Source organism: Pontibacter sp. LHS2 (assembly GCF_058932845.1).
Genome location: NZ_JBZYWG010000001.1, coordinates 1729843 through 1755303, shown reverse-complemented (window position 1 = coordinate 1755303; position 25461 = coordinate 1729843). Strand labels below are relative to the sequence as shown.

The following is a 25461-nucleotide window of genomic DNA, read 5'->3' as shown; positions in this document are numbered from 1 at the left end:
AAATCTTCGACAGAAGTTGTTATTCTCAAGCCGTTGTTAGCTTGCGATATTGCCCGATTGCTTTCGCTTTCCAGCGTGATGCAAAATCGCGCAGATACGTAGTTCGCTCTACACCGTCTTCTTCCATGTACACGATAGTCCAGCCCAGTACGGCATAATAAAACACAGGCAGTACATACGAGAAACTGTAAAGAAAACCTGTGCTGATAAAGGCGATCAGGATGATCTGGTGCACCGTCATGGCTTTGGAGCGCAGTCCTTTCACAATAGCGTAAATCGGCATGATGGAGTAAATGGCAAGTCCAACAAAACCAGTGTAAAAAAGAATGTCTACATAGAAGCTGTGGAAATGGTGCCCGTCGCCATCGTCGAATACCGGCTCGTTGGTGTCATCGCGCCAGAACTGAATGGGCAACTCAAATCCTTCGAAACGCATACCTATCAGCCAGTTATCCTGTATAAAGGGCAGGTAAGACATCCACTGTATGTAGCGCCAGCCACCGGTTCCCTGTGAATCGAAATTTTCAATGTCGGAGAAGCTCTCTTCGAACTTGGTGATGATTTCCGGATTTGTTGAGAACAGGAAAGCGCTACTTACTATACCTGCAATCAACAACACGATACCAATCGGCAGGAATTTGGCGATGAAGTTAATCGAGAAGCCTGATTTAAACCTGATCAGCAGGTAATAGATAGCCAGTGCCAGGGCAGTAGATATCCAGACTGTACGGTGCTGGAAAAAGATGATTGAAACCAGGATAAAGAACGCGGCAAACAAACTGGAGAGTTTGCCATGGAAGATATACTTGCTCAGAAAGTAGATGAATGGTATTACCAGCATATACACTGAAGAGCAATACACACCCCGCTCGTGGGAGGTAAAAGCACCCAGGTTGAGTTTATCCGGATGCACCACAATCACACTTATCCAAAAGCCACCGAGTATAAACCAGACTACGTGTGAGAACTTGAGATGAAAATTCCCTTTGTAGAAGGTATACACAAAAAAACTGAAGTAAAAGAGAAACAGCTTCTGAAACACGTGCGGGTACACCATAGGGGTGTTATAGAAGTAGTATGACTCGAATACCATGGCCAGTACATACAACGTAGTCAGCACATAAGCTACTCGCATCACCGGCGACATGCGCTTGAAATAGAATGTGCTGTAGGCAAATGAAATGACTGCCATCGCCTTCAGCAAAAGATTAAGAATGTTTGCCTGCACATCAGGGCTTGAGGGTGCAGCCAATTCCGTGAACATGTTGTCCATGAACATGATCAGGGCAATGGGAATGATAAATAGAAAGCTATAATTAAATTTCATATGGTTATTCATGTTAAAGCCAACTAGCCTGCTGAAAGCTAGCAGCAGCCATGTCAGGCTACCTGCTTTGGCTTACTTGGCTCAGCCACCGGCTTCAGGGGCTTACCAAGAATCTCACTATAGTACTGCAGGTGCTGGTCCACTATCACGTCCTCAGAGAAATTCTCTTCCGCGTACTTGAAGCCTTCGTCCACCAGTGTCTGATACAGCTTCTTGTCTGCCAGAATGCGTCCTACTTCAGTTGCCATGGACTCAGGTGAGTCTACATCGCAGAGCAGGCCTGCTTTGCCCTGGTCAAGCAAATGTGGTATATAGCCGCTGCTTTCACCTCCTACCACCGGTGTGCGTGCTACCATGGCCTCAAGCAGCACCATGCCAAACGATTCCTCTCTGGATGGATGTAAGAGTACCTGAGCATTCTGTATGAGCTTGAATACATCGTCATAAGGCATTGGCCCCATAAAGCGTACTCCATCTGTTATATTACTGGCGAGGGCGTATTGTTGTGCCAAGCCACCTTCTTCAGAGTCAACCCCTACCAGGTAGTACTCCAATTCCGGATACTGTTTACGCAGTAACGCAAAAGCCTGTAGTCCTGTTTCTATATTTTTACGATGCGTAAAGCCTTGCGCTACAGTTATAATGTAATTTCCTTTCTGAGTAGTTGAGCTCAGACGTTTATGGAGGGTATGCGGGTAAAAATTGTCGATTATTCGGGTTTTGGCTTTGGTCTTTCGGTCAAGCTGGTTGTAGGTATAGGCGGAATTAGCCAACAGGAAGTCTGCCTTGCTCACCACTATGTAATTGATCATCCAGCGTACTAAACGAAACATGTCAGGTATCTTGCATAGGATCTGGAATGCCACATCGTGCAGGCTCACTACAGTGGGCTTTCCTGTTTTTAAGGCTGCCCATGCAAACTCATAGCTCCAGAACGCACTGATGAAATCAGCCGGATGTGCGATCATCATCTTTCGAAGATCCTCTACCTCATATAGAAAGAAGCGGCGACCAGGCTGGGGTTTCTGGCGGCTGATGCAAACCTTCAGATTACCACTCTCCAACACCATTGGCTCAGCGATCTCGGTAGAGTTAGTGTAGGCAATCACTTTAAACCCTCTTTTAAGCAAAGCATTTATGAAGTGCGAGGTAAGTGGGAATGCATTGGTTGGGGGTAAGTTCGTGTCTTTAAGGTCCCAATCAAGTACTTGCAGATTAACGGGCCCAGCTACTCCTATAGTCATTTGTTTTATTCTATAATAATGTAGTATGTATTAGATCAGACATGGCTGGCTAACTACTGTCTCATTTTCGTGTTTATACCCTTTTTATACACTCTCTGTTTCTTTAATCAGGCTCTTTCTGTACCGCATCAGCATTCTGCCATAGTAGGAGGTGGGATTATCCTGTACTCCCAGCTTGGAAAATACCATGTGTAGCTGCTCTTTGAGCGCACTGTGCGGGAAAAGCAGAATCATGGCCAGGAACACAAAGGCACCAATGATCATTTGAGAGATCAGAATCACCAAATGAGGTAACTCCATGTTACGTAACAAGGTACTTGCCAGGTATACGACTACTGCTACCACAGCTCCGTTCATAAGGCCGGGCAGGTATACCCGCAGCTGTTTCCAGTAAGAGAGATGCAGTATTTTCCTCATGAGTGTCTGGTACATGCCAATGCGAAACAGCTCACTGATGAGCAAGGCAAAGCCAAAACCGACAAGACCATAGTCGCGGAGCAGGAAAAACAGGCCACTGATCAGCACGATCAACGTGATAGTAATGACGATCTTCCAGTTAAGGACCGCTTTGGCGTCACATACGATACCTGCGAACATCGTGATAAAGCTGAGCGGTATGGCCAGGCTTAACACTTGTAGCACAGGTATAGCGTCGAGCCACTGGTCACCCAGCAAGACATACACGATCTCGGGTGCCGCGATCATAATGCCAAGGCATACAGGTATGATGAGGGTAGCCAGCAGGGTGGTGCTGGAAAGGTATACCTTGGACAGCTTCTCTGTTTCGGCCTGCAGCTTGCTGAACGAGGGGAAGACTACCCTTGACACGGTGCGGGTCAGGTTGTACATGGGCAGGTTCACGAGCATGAAGGCTCTATTGTAAATACCCAGTCGGTAAGCGCCAAATACGCGGCCAATCAGCAGCGTAGCCAGTTCTGCATAAATAAATTCGAAAAAACTGATGACAGACATTTTGCTGCCGTAAGCGAGTAAGGCTTTGTAAGCATCCCATCGCACCACCGGCAACACATTGTGACGTGCCATGATATAAGCTCCCAATGCTACCAGCGCAGACTGCACCAGCGAAGCGTACACCAAACTCCATACGCCATAGTCCAGCCAGGCCAGCAGAATACCCACACCCAGGTAGGATATGACATAGGAGGCTGTCTCCACAATACTAAGCTCTTTAAAACGCATGTTGCGCTGCAGCAGACTGGTAGCCGTAGCCGATAGTCCCCCGATCACAAACGCGAGTGCCATCACCCTCACAATGGGCACTACTTCCGGCATGTCAAAGATCATGGTAGCATAGGGAGCAAGCGCCCAGGCCAGCACAGTAAATATGGCGCCCAGCAGGGCAGAGGAGGTGAAAGCCGCCCGGATATTCTCAGTGGTGAGCTCTTCTTTCTGGATAATTGCCTGGTTCAGACCCAGATTGGCGAAGTAGTAACCAAAGCGCAGGATTACTGCTGAAAGGGCAACCAAACCAAAGGCCTCAGGCGCAAGAAGGCGGGCCATAGCCGAGGTATAGCCAATCTGCATGACGGCGTTGGCAAGGGTGCCCGCCGAACTCCACTTCAAGCCACTAACCGCCTTCGAAGCTAAATTTTTACTCATGTGTACGTTTGGGTAATCGTGCGCTTCTCAAAAAAGGTGCTGCAGGAATCTGCATCCCACAGCACCTTCAAGTTCAAGCGCGCATGTATGTATCGCTTAGGCGCTATACGTAGTAGTAGCTGCCCTTTTTCTTATATCCGTACTCGTAGGTGGTATTGTAGTCCAGATCGTTGATCACCATGTAGATGTTTTTCAACTTTCGGGCTGCGTACAGTTCGTTCACCTGGGTGAGCATGTCTTTGCTGGTGTACTTGTGCTTCACCACATACAGATTTACGTCCATGTGCTTCATCAGGATAAAGTACTCGGCCACAAATCCGATAGGTGGCGTATCGATCACTATATAGTCGTACTGGTCTTTCAGCTTAGCGATCAGCTCGGCCATACGTTTGTGTTCCAGTAACTTGATAGCGTTATCAGGTATAGGACCACACGAAATGATATCCAGGTTCTCGATATCAGTTTTCTGGATCACTTCTTCCAACGGAAGGCCCTGGCTCAGGTATGAGGACAGACCAGCTGCATTGTGCGTGTTGAAGTACTTGCCGAAGGTAGGCTTGCGCATGTCCGACTCAATCAGGATTGTACGCTTGCCAGCCATGGCCATCTCACTGCTCAGGTTAACGGAGGTAAAGGTTTTACCTTCGCCAGATACCGATGAGGTAATGCCTAGCACTTTAAAGTTTGTTTCAGCTGTCAGGTATTGCAGGTTAATGCGAATGGACCTGAACGACTCCGCAATGGCAGAGCGTGGGTTGTTTTTTACGGCCAGCTTATCGGCCTTGGTGCCATGTGCAATCACGCCCAGGAACGGAATGTTGGTCACATTGTTCAGGTCGTTCTTGCCCTGTATGGTATTGTCTACGTTGTCAAGCAGCACAATAAGGGCAGCAGGTATAATCAGGCCAAGAATAATGGCGAGCATGAAGATCATCTTGGGCTTCACGTTCACCGGACCGGCTCCCCACATGGCAGCTTTGTCTACTATTTTCTTATCGGTGGTGTTCGTAGCCAGTGCAATAGCAGCTTCAGCGCGTTTCTCGAGCAGGAAGTCATACTTCTTGTTCACGAAATCGGCCTGGTTCTGCAGATCCATCAAACGGCGCTCATGCTCCGGTACTTTCGCAATCCCCGTCTCAAGCTGGCTAATACGTTTGTCCGCATTGGCGATAGAGATGTCAGTAGAGCGGATCAGGTTTCGGATGTTCGCGATGATAGCATTGCGTGTGCTTTTTATCTCACTGTCAATTACCTTTATTCTCGGGTTGTCCGCAGTAGCACTTACACTGTAAGATGCCCGCTGCTGGTTTAAGCGAGATAGCTCCGTGAATAGGTTGGCCAGGTTCGGGTTCTGCACGCCTGCTACTGCAGGTGACACAGCCTGCGTGAAACTCTCGTCGTCCTCGATCTGGTCAAGTACTGTCACATAATACTGCTTTTCTGTGCTCAACTTCGATTTCTCCATTTCCAGCTGCGCCAGTTTTTCATAGCTGATGTTGGACTGCACATCGATGTTGGCAATGCGGTTGGTCGAACGGAAAGTCGATAGCGCCTGCTTGCTCTGACGGAGTGAGTCCGTTAGGTTGGCGAGTTGGCTGTCGATAAACTCAAGCGTTTTTTGACCGTTTGTGTTTTTCTCGTCCAGATCGCGCTTTACATACGTTTCCATCAGTGTATTCAGGAAGAGCAACTCCTTTTCCGGAATAGCCCCTTTGGTGCTCAGCTCCAGAACGCGTGCTTCACGCTCAATCGGTTTGATATGCAGAGTACTGGCATACTGGGCCACCTGGCTCTCCATGCTGTTGAGCACAAAGTAGTGTTTCTTAGCGTCTATCTTATCATCCGGGTTGGCACGCTCAATTGTGAAGCTGAAATACTTGTCCTTATACGGCTTGCCAAACTCCAGCACTTTTGTAAAGTTGACTTCAGAAACGATCTGCTTTACATTGTGTGTCGTGAAATCGTAGAGGGGAGGAGTCTCAGCTTTTACAGATAACTCAAACTCCTTGTCGTTCAGCACACGCACTTCTAAGGGTATATCAACTAGTTGGAGCGAACTCGTGTCGAGACGCACTATGAAAGGGGCATTGTCGTACTGCTCTTCTTTAATAAGGTCAAGCCCCGTGTTTAGCCAGTGGTCAGGTACTTTGTAGTAAGATATAGAGAAGTCAAGCTGTTTCAAGGTGTTGCGAATCATGTCTGCCGAAGTCAGAATACCGATTTCGTCTTCCACCTTGATCCCCTTGTTCTGCACATCCAGGAGATTCAATAATTCCTGCGCTTTTTTAGAGCCGGTGTGCTGATCTCCCAGCAGCAGGGTTGACTTGAAAGCATATATGCGGGTAGAACTCTTGACATAGACATAGGCCCCTGCCATTGCTACCAGTACAAAAGCCAGGAAGAGATACCACCTGGTTCTGAATTTAAACAACCAGCTTCGCAGATCTATTTCGTGCTCTTTATTTTTTCGTCTCATGAGAGGATTCTTACTTTAAATAATTCAGGATAACTACGGCCGTAGAGATAACTCCTAGGGCAATAGTGGCTACGTTAAGGGCTACCAGGTTGTCACGTTTCACCTGTGCAACAGACGGCTCTACATAGAGCACATCATTAGGCTGCATAAAGTAGTATTTTGATTGTACGATATTGGGGTCTTTGAGGTCTAAGAGTACTACCTCAGATCCGCCTGGTGTCTGTCGCACCAGTTTTATATTTTCACGGGAAGCACCGCGCGATAAATCGCCGGCCATACCTAAGGCATCAAAAAGGGTTGCTCTTTCATTGTATACAAAGTACTGGCCCGGACGGTTAACCTCACCCAACACACTTACTCTGAAGTTGATAAGCTTCACTACTACAGTGGCGTTGGTGATATAGCGGTCAACGTTGCGCTGAATCAGCTCCTGTGTCTGCTGCAGGGTCAGCCCGGCCACTTTTACTTTGCCTACGTTAGGCAGGTTCACGTTTCCTTCGTCATCTACAGAGTAACCACTGAGGAACATCGTCCCTGGGTCGGCAAAGCCGAAGGCGCTTGAAGGCGGTACAATATTATATATGTTGGAAATTTCGGGCTCCAAGCTTTGTACTTTGATCGAGAGTACGTCGGCGGGCTGTAGCTGGTAAGGCTTGTAAGTAGTCTGCATGGAGGTTGGCACTGTCTCCTTCAAATTGTCATTTTGCATGTATACGAGCTCCTTTTTGCTCAGGCATGATGATGCGCATATTAGTAGGAGTAGGAAGTATACGACTCGTCTCATGTGTTTTTCTTAGGGTGTTGTATATAGTGATGATTGTCTGGAGGCTGCTCATTTACAGCGCTCAAGGGCAGTTTACTGTCATGTGAAGGCAGTAAGCATACCCAAAAAATTGTATCAGCCATATATACTATGGGAGCCGCAAAAAGATTCTTGTTTTGAAAAATATTACGTGAATTTAATGTTGTACTATACCTGTTTTTATTTCAAGTAACTGATATTTAATATTTTATAAAAAATAAAAACTTCGCAGATTAAAAATGTGGAGACCGTGAATGTTATGCTAATGGTAAAATTAATATAACCATATTATGTGTAAAGTGCAATTTGTAAGTGGAATAAGGAAGTCTTTTTGATACTTGTGAGCAAAGAGTGAGAGTAAGGGGGTGGCTAGTGTTAAGTTAAAGTAAAGACATAAAACAAAACCACCTTTCCCATGCGTTCGGCACGAAAAAGGTGGTTTCGATACTTAATATAAAGGGTATATAGAGTATGCTTTATTATTCAATCCATTTAGTGCGACGCTGTTTGGCATCTGACACCGGCATTTGGCGCTGTTTCAGTTTATCAGCGGTCTTACGCACCAGTTGCTGCGAAAATCCGTCAGCGTGCTCAATGATTCCACCTTTTAGCTTCCAGCCTTGCGGAAATAATACAGCAACTTCTGTTGCTAATGTTTCGAGGTTAGGGGCAACTATTATATTGTATTCCATCTTGTAAGTGAATAAACGAACTATAGAACCAATATAGGGATTTATAACATAGGTTGTATGCGGGCGGTTACGGAAATTTAGTGAATCAGGTTACATTCAGAATAAAATTTAGATGATTATTAGAATGATTCAACGTAAATGAGGTGTTTGAATGCTTTTTAATGGATTAGTTCTATTTGATATCCTCTGCTGAGAAACGTATTTTGAAACTGGTAAGTCCTTCGTCACTTGTTTCGAGCGAGAATTGAAAGCCATGGCTGAGTAATATCTCCCGGATCATGGTCAGACCGATGCCCTGTCCGTTGTCTTTTGTGCTGAAGAATGGCGTGAACAACATGGGGCGAACTTGCTCCGGTATACCTTCACCATTATCGGCAATCGTCAGACAAAGAGGATTTTCATGAAGTGTCACCCAAATGTTACCCGCTGACTTCACTGCTTCCATCGCATTTTTCAGGATGTTGAGCAAAGCCTGCTCTATTTGTTGCTCGTCCATGGGTATGCAAAGGGGAGTGGCAGGAAGTTGAAGCGTCAGGTCGATCTGGCGCTGCTCCAACTGGGGCAACATCAACCGTTCAAGCCGCTTCAACAGTGCCTGCACCTGAACTGGTTTTTTGGAAGGGGCTGGTAGCCGTACCACATCCGCAAAGTTGGCCATGAATTTACTCAGGTTGGCATTTCGGTCGATCGCAACCTGCAAGGCATAGGTGAAATCCTCCTGGTGCTCTTCGTCTATCTGCGGGGTATAATACTGCACGGAGTCCAGGATCGAGTTGATGGCGCCGGTTGAGTTGTTCACTTCATGCGACATCATCCGAATCACTTTCTCATAAGCTTGCCGCTCATTTTTGATAATGGCTTCGGTGAGTTCCTCCATCATGATGAAGGCACGCTGAAAACCACGGTCAATAAAGTGCGCCCGGTGCGCCCGGAAAGTCCGGATACCGTTCAGGCGGAAGGTATAAGGTTTTCCTGCCTGGACCTGTGTCAGTTCTCTTGCCCAGGTGCTGGGAAGTGCCCCTAGTGCGCTGCCTTGCAGTACCTGGCCAGATAAATTGAGGTAACGCTCGGCGGCGGGATTTATACTTTCGATGCGGTTGTCGAAGTCAAGTAAGACAATGCCGGCAGGAGAAGCGCGAATGATCTTCTCAAGCAGGAAGCTCTTTTCGGCCTGTGCCACTCTTTCCTGACGAAGCTGTTCGATCATGCGGTTGTACACATCCACCAGTTCATCCAGCTCCGGCTGCCCTACTCGCACAAACTTGGTAGAGAAGTCTTTATCGCGGATGGTCTCTATACCTGCCCGGATCAGATGGAGCGGTTTAAAAAAGGTATTGTACAGGTTGATGGTAATGACAATGGAGATTAAGACCAATACCTCCATACCTATAAACAGCAACTTGTTTTCCTGCAGCAGGAAGTAAGCCATCGCAGCCAGGAGACCGTGAAGGACAACCGCAAAAAGGATGAATTTAGTCCTGAGCTTCATATGGGATGCCGAACTTTTCGAGGCGACGGTAGAGGGCGGCTCGGCTCAGGCCCAGCGCACGGGCTACCTTGCTGATGTTATTTTGATAATAGGCCATGGATTTTTTGATCATGGAGGCTTCTATCTCGTCCAGGGTCATCGTACCGACGGCGGGCAATGTTTTATCACCAGCCTTTACAGGTCCCTGCTGTGCCTGCGCCTGGAAGTCTTCGGCACTCAGAGTGTCATTTTCAGCTACGAGTACTGTGCGCTCCACCAGGTTTTTCAATTCCCGGATGTTGCCCGGGAAGGACAGCTCCTTTAACCAATGAAGCGCTTTGGGACTTATCTCCAGTTCAGGACGGTGGTAAGTCTTTTTCATATTCTCGACAAAGAACTGCACCAGCAGCGGAATATCATCCGGCCGCTCACGCAATGCAGGTATACGCACCTTGATCAGGTTGATACGGTAGAACAGGTCCTCCCGGAATTTACCTTCCTCCACCATCTGCTCCAGGTTGCGATTGGTAGCACACACGACCCGGATGTCGAGTTTGCGGGAGCGGCTGTCTCCGAGCACTTCATAAGTGCGGTCCTGTAGCACGCGCAGCAGTTTGACCTGGCTGTTCATGTCCAGTTCTCCGATCTCGTCCAGGAAGATGGTGCCTTTGTTCGCCAGTTCGAAGCGGCCTACCCGGTCGGCTTTAGCATCGGTGAAGGCGCCGCGTTTGTGGCCGAACATCTCACTTTCAAACAGACTGGCCGATATGCCGCCCAGGTTCACTTTCACGAAAGGCTGGGACTTGCGGAGGCTGTTACGATGCACAGCCTCCGCTATCAGTTCCTTGCCTGTGCCGCTCTCACCCTCGATCAACACCGAGGCGTCAGTTGGCGCAATCTGCCCGATCCGCTTCAGGATTTGAAGCAGCTGTGGATCCTGCCCTACGATGTTTTTAAAATCGTACTGCTGGTCCATTTTTTTGCGGGTCAGGGCTTCGTCTTTCGCTGGTGCCTGCTGGGATAGACTGAGGGCCGTGCGCACTGCCTGCACCAGGTAGTCGTTGCTCCAGGGCTTGGTGATAAAATCAGCTGCGCCCAGGCGCATGCCTTCCACCGCCAGGCTGATAGATCCCCAGCCAGTGATCAGGATAACAGGTAACTGCGGCATGCGCTGCTTGAAAGCCTCCAGCAATTGAAGTCCGTCATGGCCTGTTGTCTCGATGGAGAAGTTCATGTCCATGATCACGAGCTGCAAGACGTGCTGCTGCGCCACTTCGAGCGCCTCCTTGGGAGAGGCAGCCTCTTTTGTCTTGAAGCCGTGCTGTTTGAGCAGTATGCTCAGAGAGGCGCGGACGGCCACATCATCATCTATTATCAGGATCATGCCCAGCGAATTTTTTTCTGATCTAAAGATAATTTTTTCAGGTATAATTTACGATTATTCTTCGTGCAAAGCGATAGCCGGGTGGATGGCAGCTGCCTGCCGGCTCGGATAAAAGGCACAGCCCACCGCCAGCAGATAGATGACTCCTACGGCCACGCTCAAAGCAATGAAGTAAACAACCGATTCAACCTCGAACACCTGTAATAGCGGGAACTGGATGGCAAAGGCTACGCCCAGCAACAGACCAAAAGTTGCCAGTACCAGCACCTCGCCGATGAACTGCCGGTATACCTGTGAAGAAGAAGCGCCAACAGCCCTGCGCAGGCCGATTTCACTATTGCGACGGCTGATGTTATACCAAAGCACCCCAAACAACCCCAGCGCCACGTTGAGAATCAGGAAGCCACAGATGACGGCCAGGGCTATCATCGGGACTTTGGCCACCTTGGCCTTGTTCTGGCGCATCTTCTCCAGGGTGGCTATTTCCAATGTCCAACCCTTGCCTATACCTGAAAGCTCTTTCACCATTCTCTCCTCAAATTCCACGCCTGTACCCGGCTTCACTCGTATCAAGAGCTCACCATAAAAGTCACTTTCATTGTCAGGCAGATGGATGCGGTCAAAGAAAGCTGGCTCCTCAGCAGCGTATTCGCTGTAAGGCCTGTAATGATCTACTATGCCGACCACCTGGTAGTTGGAGGAGTCGTTGCGGGGCAGGAGCTTGCCGATAGGGTCTTCTCCTTCAAACAGGCGAACTGCCATGGCGTTGTTTATCACAATCGGTTTGTGGTGTGAGCCATTGTCGGCTGGACCAAACCAGCGGCCCTCGCTCACCTGCACCTTCATGACTTTAGCAAAGTCGTCCTGCACCCTGTATTCGTTGGCCATTATTTCTTTCTGCCCATAAGAAATATTATTGTTCATCTGGCTAAAGGCAAATGGCGCATTGCTGTTGGTCAGGGCCACGTTCTCGATTTCCTGGAAACCCTTGGTTCGCTGCAGGATCTGATCCAGCGTCTGTCGATTTAGAGCTGTCGAGTCGGTTTCGGGGCGCATGGTCAGCAGCCACACATTGTCGTGCTCGAAACCCAGCGGTTTGTTGTAATTGCGCACATTGTACACGATCAGACTCAGCACCGCGAACAGCACCAGGAAGCAAAAGAATATCTCAGTTATGAGGAGGAAGTTGCTTCTCTTCCTGTTCCATATTAGTTTAAACAGATGGCGTATCATTTCGAGCCTCCTTTCAGTGCCTCAACGGCTTTTAAGCGTGACATTTTATAGGCGGGGTACACTCCGGAAATTAATCCGAAAATCAGGCTCAGCAGCAGCCCCCAGGCAAACACCCGCAGGTTCAGCCCCAGATCAGCATACACGATCACGCCACTTTCGTTGATGAGCCTCAGCACAGCAGCTGATAGCGCAAAACCAAGTATACCTCCCAGCAGTGTCAGAAAGACGTTCTCGACAATGAATTGCCCGATGATGGTAGAGGAGGTAGCTCCAAAGGCTTTTCGGACGCCAATCTCGGAAGAGCGCTCCATGATGCGGCTGATGTTGATGCTGACCAAGTTAATAGCAGGCAGCAGCATGAACAGGAATGCCAGACCAGCTAGTATTGTATAGAACAGACCCAGGCCGGACTCTCTTCCTCTGCCCACGAAGGTACGGGCAAAGGCCTCCAGCACCGTGTCAGGGAAGGAGGAGAGTTTGGTGCCCTTCACCGCGTGCTGATCCTCTAACTTCTGCACCATGGCAGCATATTCCTCTTTTATCTTCGGTATGTCAGCCGGGTTGTGTGCTTTAATGGTAGCAAAGTACATTCCTCTCAGTCCAGGCTTGTTGAAGTCCTGGCTTCTGAGTGTGATGGGTACCCAGATGTCAGCGTAGGAGTTCAGGCGTAGTACAGGTACATCTTTGACCACACCGACTACTTTGTACTTGACCTGGTCTACCTCTATGGTTTTCCCCACAGCCTCACCTTCACCAAAATAGTTGTTTCGGGTACTTTCATTAATGACGGCCACACGGCTGGCCCCTGCTACTTCCTGCTGCCCGAATGGGCCTCCTTCCAGAAACTCAAAATCGAGAATATCCCAGAACTCGCGGTCAGTATATTTAATATCCAGGGCAAGTTTGCGGTTGTCAATGTAGCTGTTCACCTGTAAGAACACCGAATTAATGGATACCTGTTCAGGTGTCTGCAGCGTGCGTACGTTGCGGTCCAGGAAATGGTAACTCGGTGGCCCACTGCTCATGTAGCCCTCGGATTGTTCTTCGCGCATGATGTTGACAAAAAGTAGCTTGTCCATTTCTCGCTCCGGCATTTGCGGCCCAAAGGTATGGTCGAAGAGGGAAGTAGCCACCATGAGTACCATCAGTGTAAAGCTGATGCCGAAGAGGCTGATGAAGGTAAAGAACTTGCGCCGCAAGAGCACCTTCCAGGCTATTTTGATGTAATTCTTCAACATGGCTATACCTTTTGATAGTCGAATGCGGCAGTTTTAGCATCAGATACCTGCTGGCCATCAAAGAAACGGATCAGGCGCTCTGTTTTTTGAGCCATATTCTCGTCATGCGTCACCATCACGATCGTGGTGCCGTCTTCGCGGTTAAGCGTGAGCAGGATGTTCATGATCTCTTCGCCCATCACGGAGTCGAGGTTACCGGTCGGTTCGTCAGCCAGTATAATCTCCGGTTGGCCGATCAGCGCACGGGCTATGGCTACACGCTGGCGCTGTCCACCGGAAAGCTGCGTAGGGTAATGCTTGGTGCGGGCACTGAGTCCGACTTTTTCCAAAGCGGTGAGTGCGAGGTGACGTGTTTCGGCTGCCGAGATGCTGCTTCGGTACAGGAGCGGGAGCTCCACATTGTCCAGCACGCTCAGGTCGTTGATCAGGTGGTAGCTCTGGAACACAAAACCGATCTTCTGATTGCGGATGTGTGCCAGCTCTTTGTCCTTGTACCTGCTGATGGGGTTGCCATCTATCTCCACAACGCCATTGGTTGGCTCGTCGAGCAAGCCCATGATGTTGAGCAGCGTGGACTTACCGCAACCGGATGGTCCCATCACCGACACAAACTCGCCCTTCGAGATGTGCAGGTTGACGTTGTGCAGCGCTACCGTCTCAATGGTCTTGGTCTGGTAGACTTTTTCGATGTTCTTTAACGTGATCATAGTTTTATACCTTGGTTCTAATATCGATGAATTTGTTGAATTGCTGCATTGCTAAGTTGTTGATGTTCTTTATTCACTAAATCACTCATTCGCTCACTCACTCATTTCAATCACCTGCTGTTGCTCAAAATCATAAAGCGTTAGCAATCGCAGGGTATAGTGTGCTGTCCAGAACTCGCTTAAAGAAGCAATGTGAGCGCGACGAGCCTGGTCCTTTTCTGCGAGGGCGATGTTGAGATCGGTGATACTGATGCGGCCAATCAGGAAAGTGTTGCGGGCGATTTCGTAACGCTCTTCTGCAATGGCATCAGCCTCGGCGGTGGTGGCAATGCGTGACTTCAGCGTGTTGTACTGGTTCACCTGTGTAAGCACGGCCTGCTCAAAGTTGGCATCTTCCTGGTCCACGGTGTACTGCACCAACTGTTTGTTCAGCTCCGCTACTTTATAGATAGAGCGCTGTCGTCCCCAGTCCATGATCGGCATGCTGAAACCGATGCGGGCCCGCTGCTGGTTTTCAGGTCGGGTATAGATGTCGGTGAAAGAGGCGCCACGGTTCGTGAGGCCGAAGGTGGCAAACAGGCTGGCGTTGAAGCCATTGTCGCCATGTGCTTTGGCCATCAATGCCTCTGCCTCCAACAATCGTCTGCTGAAGTTGATGTTCTCTTTGCGGTTCTTGCGGGCCTCGGCGAGTGCTACTTCAGCTAACACTGTTGCATCCGGTATACCTGCCGGTGTCAGCAAGGCCAACTGATCTGTCTCTTTCATGCCGATGTAAGTCTTAAGGGCAAGTGCCGCAGTTTGCTGATCAAGAGCAGCCTGTGCCATCGCCAGCTCGGCATTCAATACAGCCAGGCGCAACTGCAACAGGTCGTTCTTGGAAAGTCTACCGAGCTTGTATTTCTCCTGCGCGATCTGGTACAAGGTATCGTTACTCGACTGGTTTTTGCTGGCGATCTGCTGGTTGGTCTGGGCCAGAAGCAGATCAAAGTATAATTTAGTGGCGTTCACGGCTATTTTTTCGCGCTCCTCCAAGTATGTTTTCTGTGACTCCTGGTAACGGAGCGGTTCTATCTTTTTGGCCCAGGAAAGTTGGTTATAAGCAAACAGCGGCTGCTCTATACCTATGATAGCCGGGTTGCCGTTGTAGCGGGTCTGCTGGCGGTCGAAGTCATCAAAACGCTGCATCAGCGACGTAACAAACACCCGGCCGCCAGTCGGACTGACCACCTGGCTTAAACTCAGCCCGAGCTCCGAGTTGTTGATCGAGACCGGTTTGAAGTCGGTGGTACCGTCGGGCTGGGTAACCGGCATGATCGTGCGGCTGAAGTCGGGGAGGGTACCCGTTAAACTGAGCTGCGGCTTGTAGTCAGACTTGAAACTGCGCCATTGCCAATAGCTGTTCTCACGGCTGGTCTCAGCTTGCCGGGCCGCCGCGGACTGCTCCTGCGCCAGGGCAATCACTTCCTGCAGACTCAAAGTGCGGGTCGCCGGTTGTGCTATACCTGGCAAACAGGGCAGCAGCATTACAAACAACAAACAGTAAAGCTTTTTCATAATTTTATTAGCCTGTCACGACTTGTTCTCAGACAAAGGACTTTTTAACTTTCTATCTCATCAACTCTCAAACTCCCCAACTTACTTAACTTTCACCTTGTCCAGGTGCTGATAGTCGGTCAGGTCGGAGATTACTATTTTATCGCCGGCTTGCACACCATGCTCCAATTCCACATAGTCCACATTGCTCACGCCAATCTTGGCTTCTTTTCTGATCAGTTCGCCGTCACGCAACACGTATACCTGTGGCTTGCTGGCAGTTCTAAAGTAGGGACCGTTCTTCACACGCAGCGTGTTCGGTTTGGCAACTGTCTGCACATACACATCCACGCGCATACTGGGGCGCAAGAGTTGGTGCGCTTTATCTTCGAGCGCCACAAAAAATGTGACGATGCCGTTTTCTACTGTTGGTTTGATGGAGGCAATGCTGCCTTTTAGGTTCGTGTCGTTGATGCGGACTACTACGCTGCTTCCAATGCTGATCTGACTGGCATAAGCATCTGAAATGGTAGCCTGCACGCGATAGCTGCTCAGGTCGGCGAGACGGGCAATGATGTCGCCGGCATTCACGTTGCTGCCTATCTCGTTTTTGACCCAGGTGATTACACCTGGTTGCTTGGCTCGTACCTCAGCCTGTTCCATTTTGCGCTGCAGCTCTTCGATCGAGCGGCTTTGCATGGCCAGGGTATAGCGTAGTTCCTGTTCGTCAGCTTTAAGCAGTTGACGCTCTGTTTTAATTTCTCGTTCAATCTGCTCGAGTTCCTGCTGCGCGATCTTCAGGTTGAGTTCGGCTTGTTTCACACTCTCCTGTGTACCACCTCCGATAGTGAGGAGGTACTGTTCATCTTCCAACTGGGCTTGCAGACTTTTCACCCGCATCCGTTTTATCTCCAGTTGCGAAGCCAGGGCGTTGAGTTTCTTTTCAAGGTTCAGGTTGAGCTGCACTGTTTTGTGACGGCTTTGTTCCTGCTCGTCTTTCAGTTTATCGTAGGCTAGTTGTGTATAAGCTCTGTCGAGTAGCAGGATCTGGTCGCCGGGTTGCACCTGCTCGCCTGTGTTGTGCACCACCTGCTCGATGCGTGCCTGGATAGGGCTGGTGATTACCTGCTCGTGCTCCGGCACCACTGTACCTGAAGCTGTGATCGTCGCAATAACTGGCCCTTCCTCGACCAGCGCTGTTCTGATATCTGCCTGGGCAATGCTAGGACTAATCAGGTTTCTGAATCCGAAAATGGCTGCTGCCACTAGAGCAGCGGCTATACCTATTTGCCAAATGCGCTTTCGCTTCTGGGCTTGTTTGGTGCTGGCTGATAATTCACGATCCATTGTCTTATTTTGTACTTTGATCGAGAGGGTATAGCCAATTTAGATGCCAGATTTATATATTATTGATTTACAGTGTTTTGTGAATTAAAAATTAGGTTTTTGAAGCTTTGGGCCTGTTCATTATTGAACAGTTTGTGCGGTTTTGGGAGGAGGGAAATTATAGGTATGGGGATTAAGGTAGTATAGATTATAGATCGTGTTATAAATTGAAATTATAATGTAGTTTTAAGGTATGTTATTCCATATAGCTACCCTATATGGCGGATAACAGGAGTAGACTTCCGTTTAGCTACGAGTTAGGTGAAATAAAAGAGAATGATAGGACAGGTAAATAAGTATTACTTAAAAGATTGGGAAGACCCGATAATGGGCAGAGCAATCGCTGAAAACGAAAGCTGGATTCTAGTCCAATATATTCCTGTAGATTATGTAATTGACGGCTACAAGATTTTAAGGAAATCCTTCATTGATAAAACAGAAAGAACAGCAAGCGAGGAAAAAGTAGAAAGAGTAATCAAATTAAGGAAAACAACTTCAACCTTACCAGAAGGGTTTTACTTTGGTACAACCCTTGAACTTTTGAATTGGATTGAAAAAACATACGGATTATTTGAATTTCAAGACTCGGAAGAATGTGCTGTTATGATGGGGAAAGTAAAGCAGATTTTAGAAGACAGGTATTTACTTATCGATTTTATAGGTGCTGATGGAAAGATAGTTGAAGATTACGATTATGAATTCGAAATAGCAGAAATCAGAACGTTAACTTTTGAAACTGACTATTTCAATGCAATTAGATTACTCTGGAAAGACAACTTGAAGGTATAAGTAAATTAAATCACCTAACAAGGTATAATCAATATACTTCGGCCGATGGCCTCGCACACTTATTATACTAGCCGAAATCTATGATTAAAACAAGGGCTTTGCTCTAAATATTCTTCAATTTCAGTTCATAAGGAGTTCCCCGTTTCACCACCGCCACGATCTGGTGGAGGAGCTTATTTCTGACGGCATTGATGACGCTCATCTTGCTCTTGCCTTCCCCGACTTTGCGCTCGAAGTAGAGCCTGAACTCCTCGTTAAACCGGACGCTGTTGATGGCGGCCATGTGGAGGATGTGCTTGAGTTCTTTGTTGGCAAATTTGGACACACCCGTTCTGCCCATCACGCTCGTGCCGCTGCGGTACTCAAAGGGAGCCACCCCGCAGTAGCAGGCCAGCTTCCTGGCGTCATCCATTCTGGTGAAGCCCTGGGTATAGACCAGCAGCGAGATGGCCAGCACCTTTCCCACGCCCTTGATTGAGGTGAGCAGGTCGTACTTCTTCTTTAGCTCGCCGTCTTTGGCGATGAACTGCTGCATCTTCTCCTCCACCTGCTCCATGCTCTTCTCCAGTCCTTTGATGGCCTTCTTATTCACCTGCTCGAGTGTTTTGCCAGACACCGGATCTACCGCTATGAGTTCTTTGATGGTGACTTTGATACTCTGCAATGCCTTTAGCAATCTTGATCTGTTTGCCTGCAGATCCTTTAAGCGTTCCAGCGTCACACCGGAGAGGTTCAGGCATTTGGCATCGCGCTGGTGCAGCAGCGCGTAGCGGGCGATGCGCTGGGCGTCCACCTTGTCGTCCTTGCCCCTGACCATACCGATGCTTCTCTTGATCTGCAGGGCGCTCTCCATCCACACCTGCACATCCCTTGCCAGCAGATAATGGACCACTTGGCGGGTGTAGAGCCCCGTGTGCTCCAGGCAGCAGAGCGTTTCCGTTCCCGCCTCGCAGCCGTGCTGCTTAAGCCAGGCTTTCATTCTTCTGAAGCCGGAGGGGTTGTTGTTGAGCTTGTGGCAGAGTTGCTGGTTGTCACTGACCCTGACCAGGCACACATCCAGGCTGTCTTTTGACACATCGATGCCCAAGATGAAGGCCGGGGCTTGCGGATTGATAGGCTTTTCCATATCTTTTGTTTGAGTTATGCAAGCTGCGGATCGAAACCTTTATAATGGGCCCTCATGTCCCGAAAATCTATATGACCCCTGCCTGCGGGTTTAAAATAAAGCAGCCAGTCTAAATCGGCTGTTAGGACCAGTCTCGCCTTGTTAGCGGGTAGTGCACTGGCTGCCTTAAGGTATAAAAGGCAATACTTCTATACCTGAGAAAAGGGTACCGGGTGTATTGGAAAAATAATATAGACCAAATCTAAAGGTTAGGCTAAACCTAAAACATAATTAAAAGTAATGCTTAAACTTTACCCTTTTGGGATATGTTTAATTGTCCTTTTTTCATTTTCTATACTTGCAACAGGTTGTACCGAGAGCTATTCTTCCTTAGCAGAAGATGATCTAAAAGACTTGTCAGCCTATGCTGTTGGCATGAATACTTCAAACAGATTCGATTACTATCCTTTAATCGAATCAAAAATCCCACAAAGTCATAATCCAGAACTCCATCAAAATGTACTGGAAATTGCTATGGTGATAGATACCTTAGCTATGAAGTATATGGAACAAACTGGTGGGATTCATGAAAGCGGCACTCTCATGAATCCAAGCGAAAGCGGGGAGAAAGGAATGCAGATCTATAAAGAATTGCATGTAGAAGCCAGATTAACGGAATTGCTCACTAAAGCAAGGGCAAAAGCAGGCTCTACTGATAAGGGGCTAATGCAGGTTACAGAATATATTGTACAGAATCAGTTCTTAAACGAGAAACCTTACTTTGATCATCAAAAACTAACCCAGAGACCGCTTTCAATAATATGTCTTGAACTTTTACTATTGGAAAATAAGCTATGTGCTACTAACTAGTCTATCTGTAAAAAAAGATCAGCAATAGCCTAACAAGGTGTATCATACAGGTTCTCGCTGCATCTCGCCCACATTATTGCTCGAAACCGTTAAACTAGTAAACCTCCAAATTCAGTAAGACAATCTAACCAAAATCTTCACAAGGCGCTCCCCGTAATTATTGAAATGAAAGCATTTCTGCTATACTTTCTTTTCAGCTTATATCTGAGTCAGGCCCTGGCGCAGAATCTGGTGCGAAACCCCAGCCTGGAGGAGCTGAAAGGAGGTATTATCGGATTCAGGGGCGTGAGCGGCACACCTGATATTGCGTCAGTAGAAGGCAAGGTAATCATGTATCCGCCTTACTTCAATGCGTATCGCTCCGAAACACCCAGCAGACAGTTAACAAATATCGCTTTCGGGGAGGTTTGCCTGTGCCAATGGTTCAGCTACGGCGCCAGCGAACTGACGCAAGCTGAACTGACTCGCCCGCTCCAGAAGAACCAAGAGTATTTGGTATCGCTCTATACGATCAAAGCCTCTACCATAGAGCCGCCCATCAGTGAGATCACCGTGCATTTCATCAATAGGCCAATGCGGTCTACCCGCGAGGTGTACGGACTCAAAGATCATCCGCTCACCGGGACCAATATACCCTACCTGGCGTTAAGAGCTGCCCAACCGGGCCCACTGGCATCGCGACAGGTATGGACAAAAGTAAGCGCCATTTACAAAGCCAAAGGAGGGGAGCGCTTTCTTGTGATCGGCAACTTTATAGGGGCTAACGCAGAAGCCCTCGCATCCATGAACCCTGATGAAGAGCAGGAGGAGAAAGGTAGCAAGACCAAAGGCACTTACTACTGTTACGACAACATCAGTGTAGTGCTGAAGTCGGCAGCAGAACAGGAGAAGGCTGTACCCATTGCCTCCGCAGTAGGCGGCACGAGCAGTCCGTCTAAGCCCTTTCATGTTGGAGAAACGATCACCCTCGAAGACATTAATTTCACTTCCGGAGATCATCATATACTGGCGGTGGCCTACCCCATGCTCGACTCGCTGGCAGCTTTTATGCAAGCAGAGCAGGAAGTGGTGGTGCGTATAACAGGCCATACCGATGATGTAGGTTCAGATGAAGATAACCTACAGCTTTCCATCCGCAGGGTGCAGTCAGTGAAAGAGTATTTAACCAACAGCGGCATAGCTGCGGACAGGGTTTCTGTTGAGGGGTTGGGTGAGCGTATGCCGAAAGTGGCCAATGATACTGATGCTAACCGGGCTCTGAACAGGCGGGTAGAAATTGAGATTCTCCGGAAATAAGTGCCCTGATTGTTAATCGGCCACCATTCTCGTTCTAATCCGCGCATTTCTCCCCATCTTTCCTTAATTTGCCTCTTTCACTAAGCCACACGAACTATGAACTATAAAGAAAGACTGGCTGCCATACGCCAGCAGATGAAAGAGCAGGGACTGAGCGCCTACATCATACCTTCGGCTGACCCCCACATCAGCGAATACCTGCCCGACCGCTACAAGTGCATTTACTTTGCCTCTGGATTTACCGGCTCGGCTGGCACGCTGGTGATCACGCAGGACTTTGCCGGCCTCTGGACCGATGCCCGCTATTTTGTACAGGCCAAAGATCAATTGGAAGATAGTGGCTTTGAGCTCGTGAAACTGCAGGCACAGCACGCACCGGAATACATTGGCTGGCTGGGTGACCGTCTGGAAAAAGGCGAAGTGGTGGCGTATGATGCGAAACTGATCTCAGTTGGTCTGGCTGAGCTGCTGGAGCAGGAGTTGGCACCGCTAGGTATAGCCCTGGCCTCTGACCGTGATTTGCTGGACGCCATTTGGGAGGACCGTCCTGAGTTGCCAACTGCCTCTGCCTACCTGATAGGAGAGGAGACAACCGGCCAATCTACTACGGCAAAACTGGAAGCACTGCGCAAAGCCCTTAAAAAGCAAAGAGCCGACTACCACCTGATCTCTTCCCTCGACGATATGGCCTGGCTCTTCAACATGCGCGGCTCCGACGTGAAGTGCAACCCGGTGGTGCTGAGTTTTGCGCTGATCAGTCAGGATAACACCATTCTCTTCATTGACCAGGCCAAACTAAGTGAGGATGACAAGAAACAACTGATGGCCGACGGTGTGGAGCTGCAGCCTTACGAAATGGTGGAACGCCTGCTCGCTGAGCTACCCAGCGACGCTACTATTCTGATTGATCCAAAACGCAACTGCTATGCGCTGTATAAACAGTTGCCAGCAGGTATGCGTGTGATCCAAACCACTAACCCGACTACTTTCTTAAAGGCCATTAAGAATGAAGCGGAAGTAGAAAACACCCGCAAAACGATGGTGAAAGACGGCGTGGCCTTAACCCGCTTCTTCAAGTGGCTGGAGGAGAATCTGGGCAAAGAGACCATCACTGAGCTATCTGTTGCTGATAAGGTACTTGCATTCAGGGCTGAGCAGGAGGGCTTTGTGGGCGAAAGCTTCGATACCATTGCCGGCTATAAAGCGCACGGTGCCCTGCCGCATTATAAAGCCACACCGGAGAGCGATGTAGAACTGAAAGCCGATGGCCTGTTCCTGCTGGACTCCGGCGGACAGTATACGACAGGTACTACCGACATCACCCGCGTGGTTTCATTGGGCAACCTGACCGAAGAAGAAAAGATAGACTATACTCTGGTGCTGAAAGGCATGATAGACGGCGCCACCGCCCGCTTTCCGAAAGGCACGCGCGGCTATCAGATCGACGCTATCACGCGCAAGCCACTCTGGGACTATGCACGCAATTACGGACATGGCACCGGGCACGGCGTTGGGTTTTTCCTGAACGTGCACGAAGGCCCGCATGTGTTCAACCCTTCCCCAACGCCTGTGGATATTGAACTGGGCATGATCACCTCGGTAGAGCCGGGCTTATACCGTCCGAACCAGTACGGTATCCGCATCGAGAACCTGGTGCTGACTATACCTGACGAGGCCAATGACTTCGGTGAGTTCTATACCTTTGAGCACCTGACTTTAGCGCTGATCGACACGGCTCCGGTGAAGAAAGAGCTGCTGGATGAGCGCCAGATCAAATGGCTCAATGACTACAACCAATTAGTGGTAGACAAGCTTGGCCCGCAGCTGACAGAGGAAGAACTGAGCTGGCTGAAGGAAAAGGCGAAAGCGATTTAATTATTGCTTTTTGATCGTTAAACCGGCTATACCTGTGCAAGGTATAGCCGGTTTTTTCTTTTTATTTCTTTAGAACCAATCGGACAGTCTGTACTTCATCGTCAGTGATCAGGCGTAGGTAGTGCACGCCTTCCTTCAGTTTTTTGCCTTCTATATCATGCTGGATCAGGTTCCCTTTTTTGCCTTTTCCCTGCGCGACTATACCTAATAACTTACCATTGGCATTGTAAAGCTCTAATTGGTAAGATCCGTCCTGAGAAAGTGAAAACTCTATATTTGTTTTGTCTCGGAAAGGGTTAGGAAAAGCCCTTAGCGCTACTGCGGTAGGTTGGTTTACTTCCTGTGGAGCAGGTTGACACATGCCTAGTTTGTCACCTTTGTGATTGCGCAGGTGAGCCTCAACAGCTGGGGGAGCGATACGAATAGCTTTACCGCTATGGCACACTAATATCTTGCCCTTGCCACTGCGCACATCCTCCACCGTGATTGTCACAGAGCTCGTGGCGGAGCAAGTGCCATTAAAGGCTGTGACCGTAAAGGTATAACTACCCGGTGCAGTTGGTGTGAAAAGTGGGTTGGCTACATTACTGCTGCTTAGACCAGTAGCCGGGCTCCATTCGTAGCGCTCAGCCCCACTTGCCTGTAAACGCACACTTTGAGGTCCGTACCCCAGGTATAGTGTGGCAGGGTCACCTCCTGTATATACATTGGATGTGGGCACCAATGCTATGGATGGAGTAGGAGGCGTGCAAGTAGATTCGCCACTTAGTTTTACAATCCAATAGTCTGTGCTTTCTGGATCTATAGTAGCATAATTGGGTTCAGTTTTATCTCTTCCTACACCAGCGTTCGAGCTACCTCCAAGAATATACCCACCGTCTAGCGTCTGCTGCAAGGATTGCAATATATCTATACCATTCCCTCCAATTGTTTCCTCCCACTCCAATATGCCGTTGGCATCGATCTTCACTACCCAATAATCATTACTCTCTTCTGCTGAAGGCTCGCTTTTTTCTCCGCTAATTCCTGATTCAGACGTTCCTCCTAGAATGTACCCATTGTCAATGGTTTGTTGCAGGGAGACCATACTGTCATTTGAATCTCCTCCAAATGTTTTGTCCCACTCCTTAGCACCATCTGCGTCGATCTTTACTACCCAAAAGTCATAGTTAAACGCATTATCACCTTGCCCCCGGTTCACTTCAGTTTTGTCACCGCTTATACCTGAGGCTGAGCTACCACCTAAAATATAACCTCCATCTAAGGTTTGCTCAAGAGCAATTTGTTGCAAAGAGCCAAATACTTCATGATTGTCGCCACCATATGTTTTGTCCCACACTATACCACCGTTTGCATTCATTTTAACTATCCAGAAATCATAGCCTCCTCGTGAGGCTTCGCTCTTATCACCGCTGATGCCTGAGTTCGAGTAGCCTCCCAAGATGTAACCTCCGTCCAGCGTTTGCTGAATTGACTGGAGCCTATCACTATCTTCTCCTCCAATGGTTCTGTCCCACTCCTTATTACCGCTTGCATCAACCTTGACCACCCAATAGTCCCATACGAACTCATCACCCGCACCCTTTTGTGCCTCGCTTTTGTCCCCGCTGATGCCTGAATCAGAAAATCCCCCAAGGATATACCCCCCATCGCTTGTTTGCTGAATGGAGGTGAAGATATCTTGCATATCCCCACCAAATGTCCTATCCCATTCTTTGTTTCCTGTTGCATCGAGCTTGATTATCCAATAGTCTTCAGAGCCACGTGAAGGTTCGCTTTTGTCCCCACTGATGTCTGAGGAGGACCTTCCACCCAAAATATAACCTCCGTCCTTGGTCTGTTTTATAGTTATTATTGCGTCAAAGTCGCTCCCGCCATATGTTTTATCCCATTCTTTATTTCTGTTTGCATCTAGCTTTACAATCCAATAATCATAAAACCCCTTAGAGGCTTCACTTTTATTTCCGCTGATGTCCGAATTAGAGTATCCACCGAGTATATAACCTCCATCAGCAGTTTGCTGCAAGGAAGTAAGTTGATCGTCATCAGAGCCGCCAATTGTCTTATCCCACTCCACGGTCTGCGCCTGCGATAATTGGGAGTAGCTGAATGAGAGAAGTAAAACTGCCAGGAAGTAAAGCCAGGAAAAAGACGGGCTGTTCGGCTGTAAATTGAAAATGTAGCTTGGTAAACTTGTTTTCATAATGTAGGATGTTTGAAAATGAGATCAATCAATAAGTTGATTAAGCCTACACCTATCGCCGATCGCATTTGACAAACCGATGGAGATACAGTGGTCGACCCAAAAGCACATAGTTCTCCTGCTCCAGCAATGCTGAATGCATATCGAGGATCCATTGTGATGAGTGATCAAGTCTTTTTGCCAATACAGTTGGTCAAAAGACTGCGCTGTAGC

Annotated in this window: 19 protein-coding genes; 4 read left to right on the top strand and 15 right to left on the bottom strand. The window is 48.5% G+C overall.

All coding sequences use genetic code 11. The features are described 5' to 3' along the window. Nucleotides 1-25: 25 nt before the first annotated feature. The 13 genes from AC5FX6_RS07620 to AC5FX6_RS07560 all read right to left on the bottom strand — a co-directional run bounded on the left by AC5FX6_RS07620 (nucleotide 26) and on the right by AC5FX6_RS07560 (nucleotide 17071). On the bottom strand, nucleotides 26-1327 hold the full coding sequence (locus AC5FX6_RS07620) for an O-antigen ligase family protein (protein ID WP_493596431.1): 1302 nt from the start codon (nucleotides 1325-1327) through the stop codon (nucleotides 26-28). 53 nt (nucleotides 1328-1380) lie between these two features. Continuing rightward, nucleotides 1381-2571, bottom strand: coding sequence for a glycosyltransferase family 4 protein (locus AC5FX6_RS07615; protein ID WP_493596430.1), 1191 nt, complete (start codon nucleotides 2569-2571; stop codon nucleotides 1381-1383). An 84-nt stretch (nucleotides 2572-2655) separates the two neighbouring features. Next, nucleotides 2656-4191, bottom strand: coding sequence for a lipopolysaccharide biosynthesis protein (locus tag AC5FX6_RS07610; RefSeq protein WP_493596429.1), 1536 nt, complete (start codon nucleotides 4189-4191; stop codon nucleotides 2656-2658). A gap of 103 nt (nucleotides 4192-4294) precedes the next feature. Then, nucleotides 4295-6667, bottom strand: a complete 2373-nt coding sequence (locus tag AC5FX6_RS07605; protein ID WP_493596428.1) for a GumC family protein — start codon at nucleotides 6665-6667, stop codon at nucleotides 4295-4297. Between the two features lie 10 nt (nucleotides 6668-6677). After that, entirely contained in the window at nucleotides 6678-7451 is a 774-nt protein-coding gene (locus tag AC5FX6_RS07600) for a polysaccharide biosynthesis/export family protein (RefSeq protein ID WP_493596427.1), read from the bottom strand. Between the two features lie 497 nt (nucleotides 7452-7948). Beyond that, nucleotides 7949-8161, bottom strand: a complete 213-nt coding sequence (locus AC5FX6_RS07595) for a hypothetical protein (protein WP_493596426.1) — start codon at nucleotides 8159-8161, stop codon at nucleotides 7949-7951. A gap of 172 nt (nucleotides 8162-8333) precedes the next feature. Next, entirely contained in the window at nucleotides 8334-9650 is a 1317-nt protein-coding gene (locus AC5FX6_RS07590) for a sensor histidine kinase (protein ID WP_493596425.1), read from the bottom strand. Continuing rightward, nucleotides 9634-11013 (bottom strand): sigma-54-dependent transcriptional regulator, encoded by a 1380-nt coding sequence (locus AC5FX6_RS07585; protein WP_493596424.1) that lies wholly within the window; start codon nucleotides 11011-11013, stop codon nucleotides 9634-9636. Before AC5FX6_RS07585 ends, AC5FX6_RS07590 begins: the two co-directional genes overlap by 17 nt. Nucleotides 11014-11067: 54 nt before the next feature. Further along, nucleotides 11068-12246 (bottom strand): ABC transporter permease, encoded by a 1179-nt coding sequence (locus AC5FX6_RS07580; RefSeq protein WP_493596423.1) that lies wholly within the window; start codon nucleotides 12244-12246, stop codon nucleotides 11068-11070. Continuing rightward, on the bottom strand, nucleotides 12243-13484 hold the full coding sequence (locus tag AC5FX6_RS07575) for an ABC transporter permease (protein ID WP_493596422.1): 1242 nt from the start codon (nucleotides 13482-13484) through the stop codon (nucleotides 12243-12245). The genes AC5FX6_RS07580 and AC5FX6_RS07575 overlap by 4 nt, the downstream gene beginning before the upstream one ends. A gap of 2 nt (nucleotides 13485-13486) precedes the next feature. Further along, nucleotides 13487-14191: an ABC transporter ATP-binding protein gene (locus AC5FX6_RS07570; protein ID WP_493596421.1), complete on the bottom strand. Its 705-nt coding sequence runs from the start codon at nucleotides 14189-14191 to the stop codon at nucleotides 13487-13489. Nucleotides 14192-14284: 93 nt separating this feature from the next. After that, nucleotides 14285-15745 (bottom strand): TolC family protein, encoded by a 1461-nt coding sequence (locus AC5FX6_RS07565; RefSeq protein WP_493596420.1) that lies wholly within the window; start codon nucleotides 15743-15745, stop codon nucleotides 14285-14287. A gap of 81 nt (nucleotides 15746-15826) precedes the next feature. Further along, nucleotides 15827-17071, bottom strand: a complete 1245-nt coding sequence (locus AC5FX6_RS07560; protein WP_493596419.1) for an efflux RND transporter periplasmic adaptor subunit — start codon at nucleotides 17069-17071, stop codon at nucleotides 15827-15829. Between the two features lie 315 nt (nucleotides 17072-17386). Here AC5FX6_RS07560 and AC5FX6_RS07555 point away from each other — a divergent pair, with 315 nt between their 5' ends. Beyond that, the gene (locus tag AC5FX6_RS07555; protein WP_493596418.1) at nucleotides 17387-17899 is read left to right on the top strand and encodes a hypothetical protein; all 513 of its coding nucleotides are present in this window, start codon (nucleotides 17387-17389) and stop codon (nucleotides 17897-17899) included. Nucleotides 17900-18002: 103 nt separating this feature from the next. Here AC5FX6_RS07555 and AC5FX6_RS07550 read toward each other — a convergent pair whose 3' ends face one another. Further along, entirely contained in the window at nucleotides 18003-19025 is a 1023-nt protein-coding gene (locus AC5FX6_RS07550; protein ID WP_493596417.1) for an IS110 family RNA-guided transposase, read from the bottom strand. A gap of 279 nt (nucleotides 19026-19304) precedes the next feature. On the opposite strand from AC5FX6_RS07550, the gene AC5FX6_RS07545 reads away from it, so the two are divergent. From AC5FX6_RS07545 to AC5FX6_RS07535, 3 genes are all read left to right on the top strand, one after another. Further along, on the top strand, nucleotides 19305-19874 hold the full coding sequence (locus AC5FX6_RS07545; protein ID WP_493596416.1) for a hypothetical protein: 570 nt from the start codon (nucleotides 19305-19307) through the stop codon (nucleotides 19872-19874). Nucleotides 19875-20039: 165 nt separating this feature from the next. Further along, complete coding sequence (locus AC5FX6_RS07540; RefSeq protein WP_493596415.1) at nucleotides 20040-21170, top strand: OmpA family protein; 1131 nt, start codon at nucleotides 20040-20042, stop codon at nucleotides 21168-21170. Between the two features lie 96 nt (nucleotides 21171-21266). Continuing rightward, nucleotides 21267-23045, top strand: a complete 1779-nt coding sequence (locus AC5FX6_RS07535; RefSeq protein ID WP_493596414.1) for an aminopeptidase P family protein — start codon at nucleotides 21267-21269, stop codon at nucleotides 23043-23045. Nucleotides 23046-23106: 61 nt separating this feature from the next. On the opposite strand, the gene AC5FX6_RS07530 is transcribed toward AC5FX6_RS07535, so the two are convergent. Beyond that, a complete protein-coding gene (locus AC5FX6_RS07530; RefSeq protein ID WP_493596413.1) occupies nucleotides 23107-25248 on the bottom strand; it encodes a T9SS type A sorting domain-containing protein in 2142 nt (713 codons plus the stop codon). Between the last annotated feature and the right edge of the window lie 213 nt (nucleotides 25249-25461).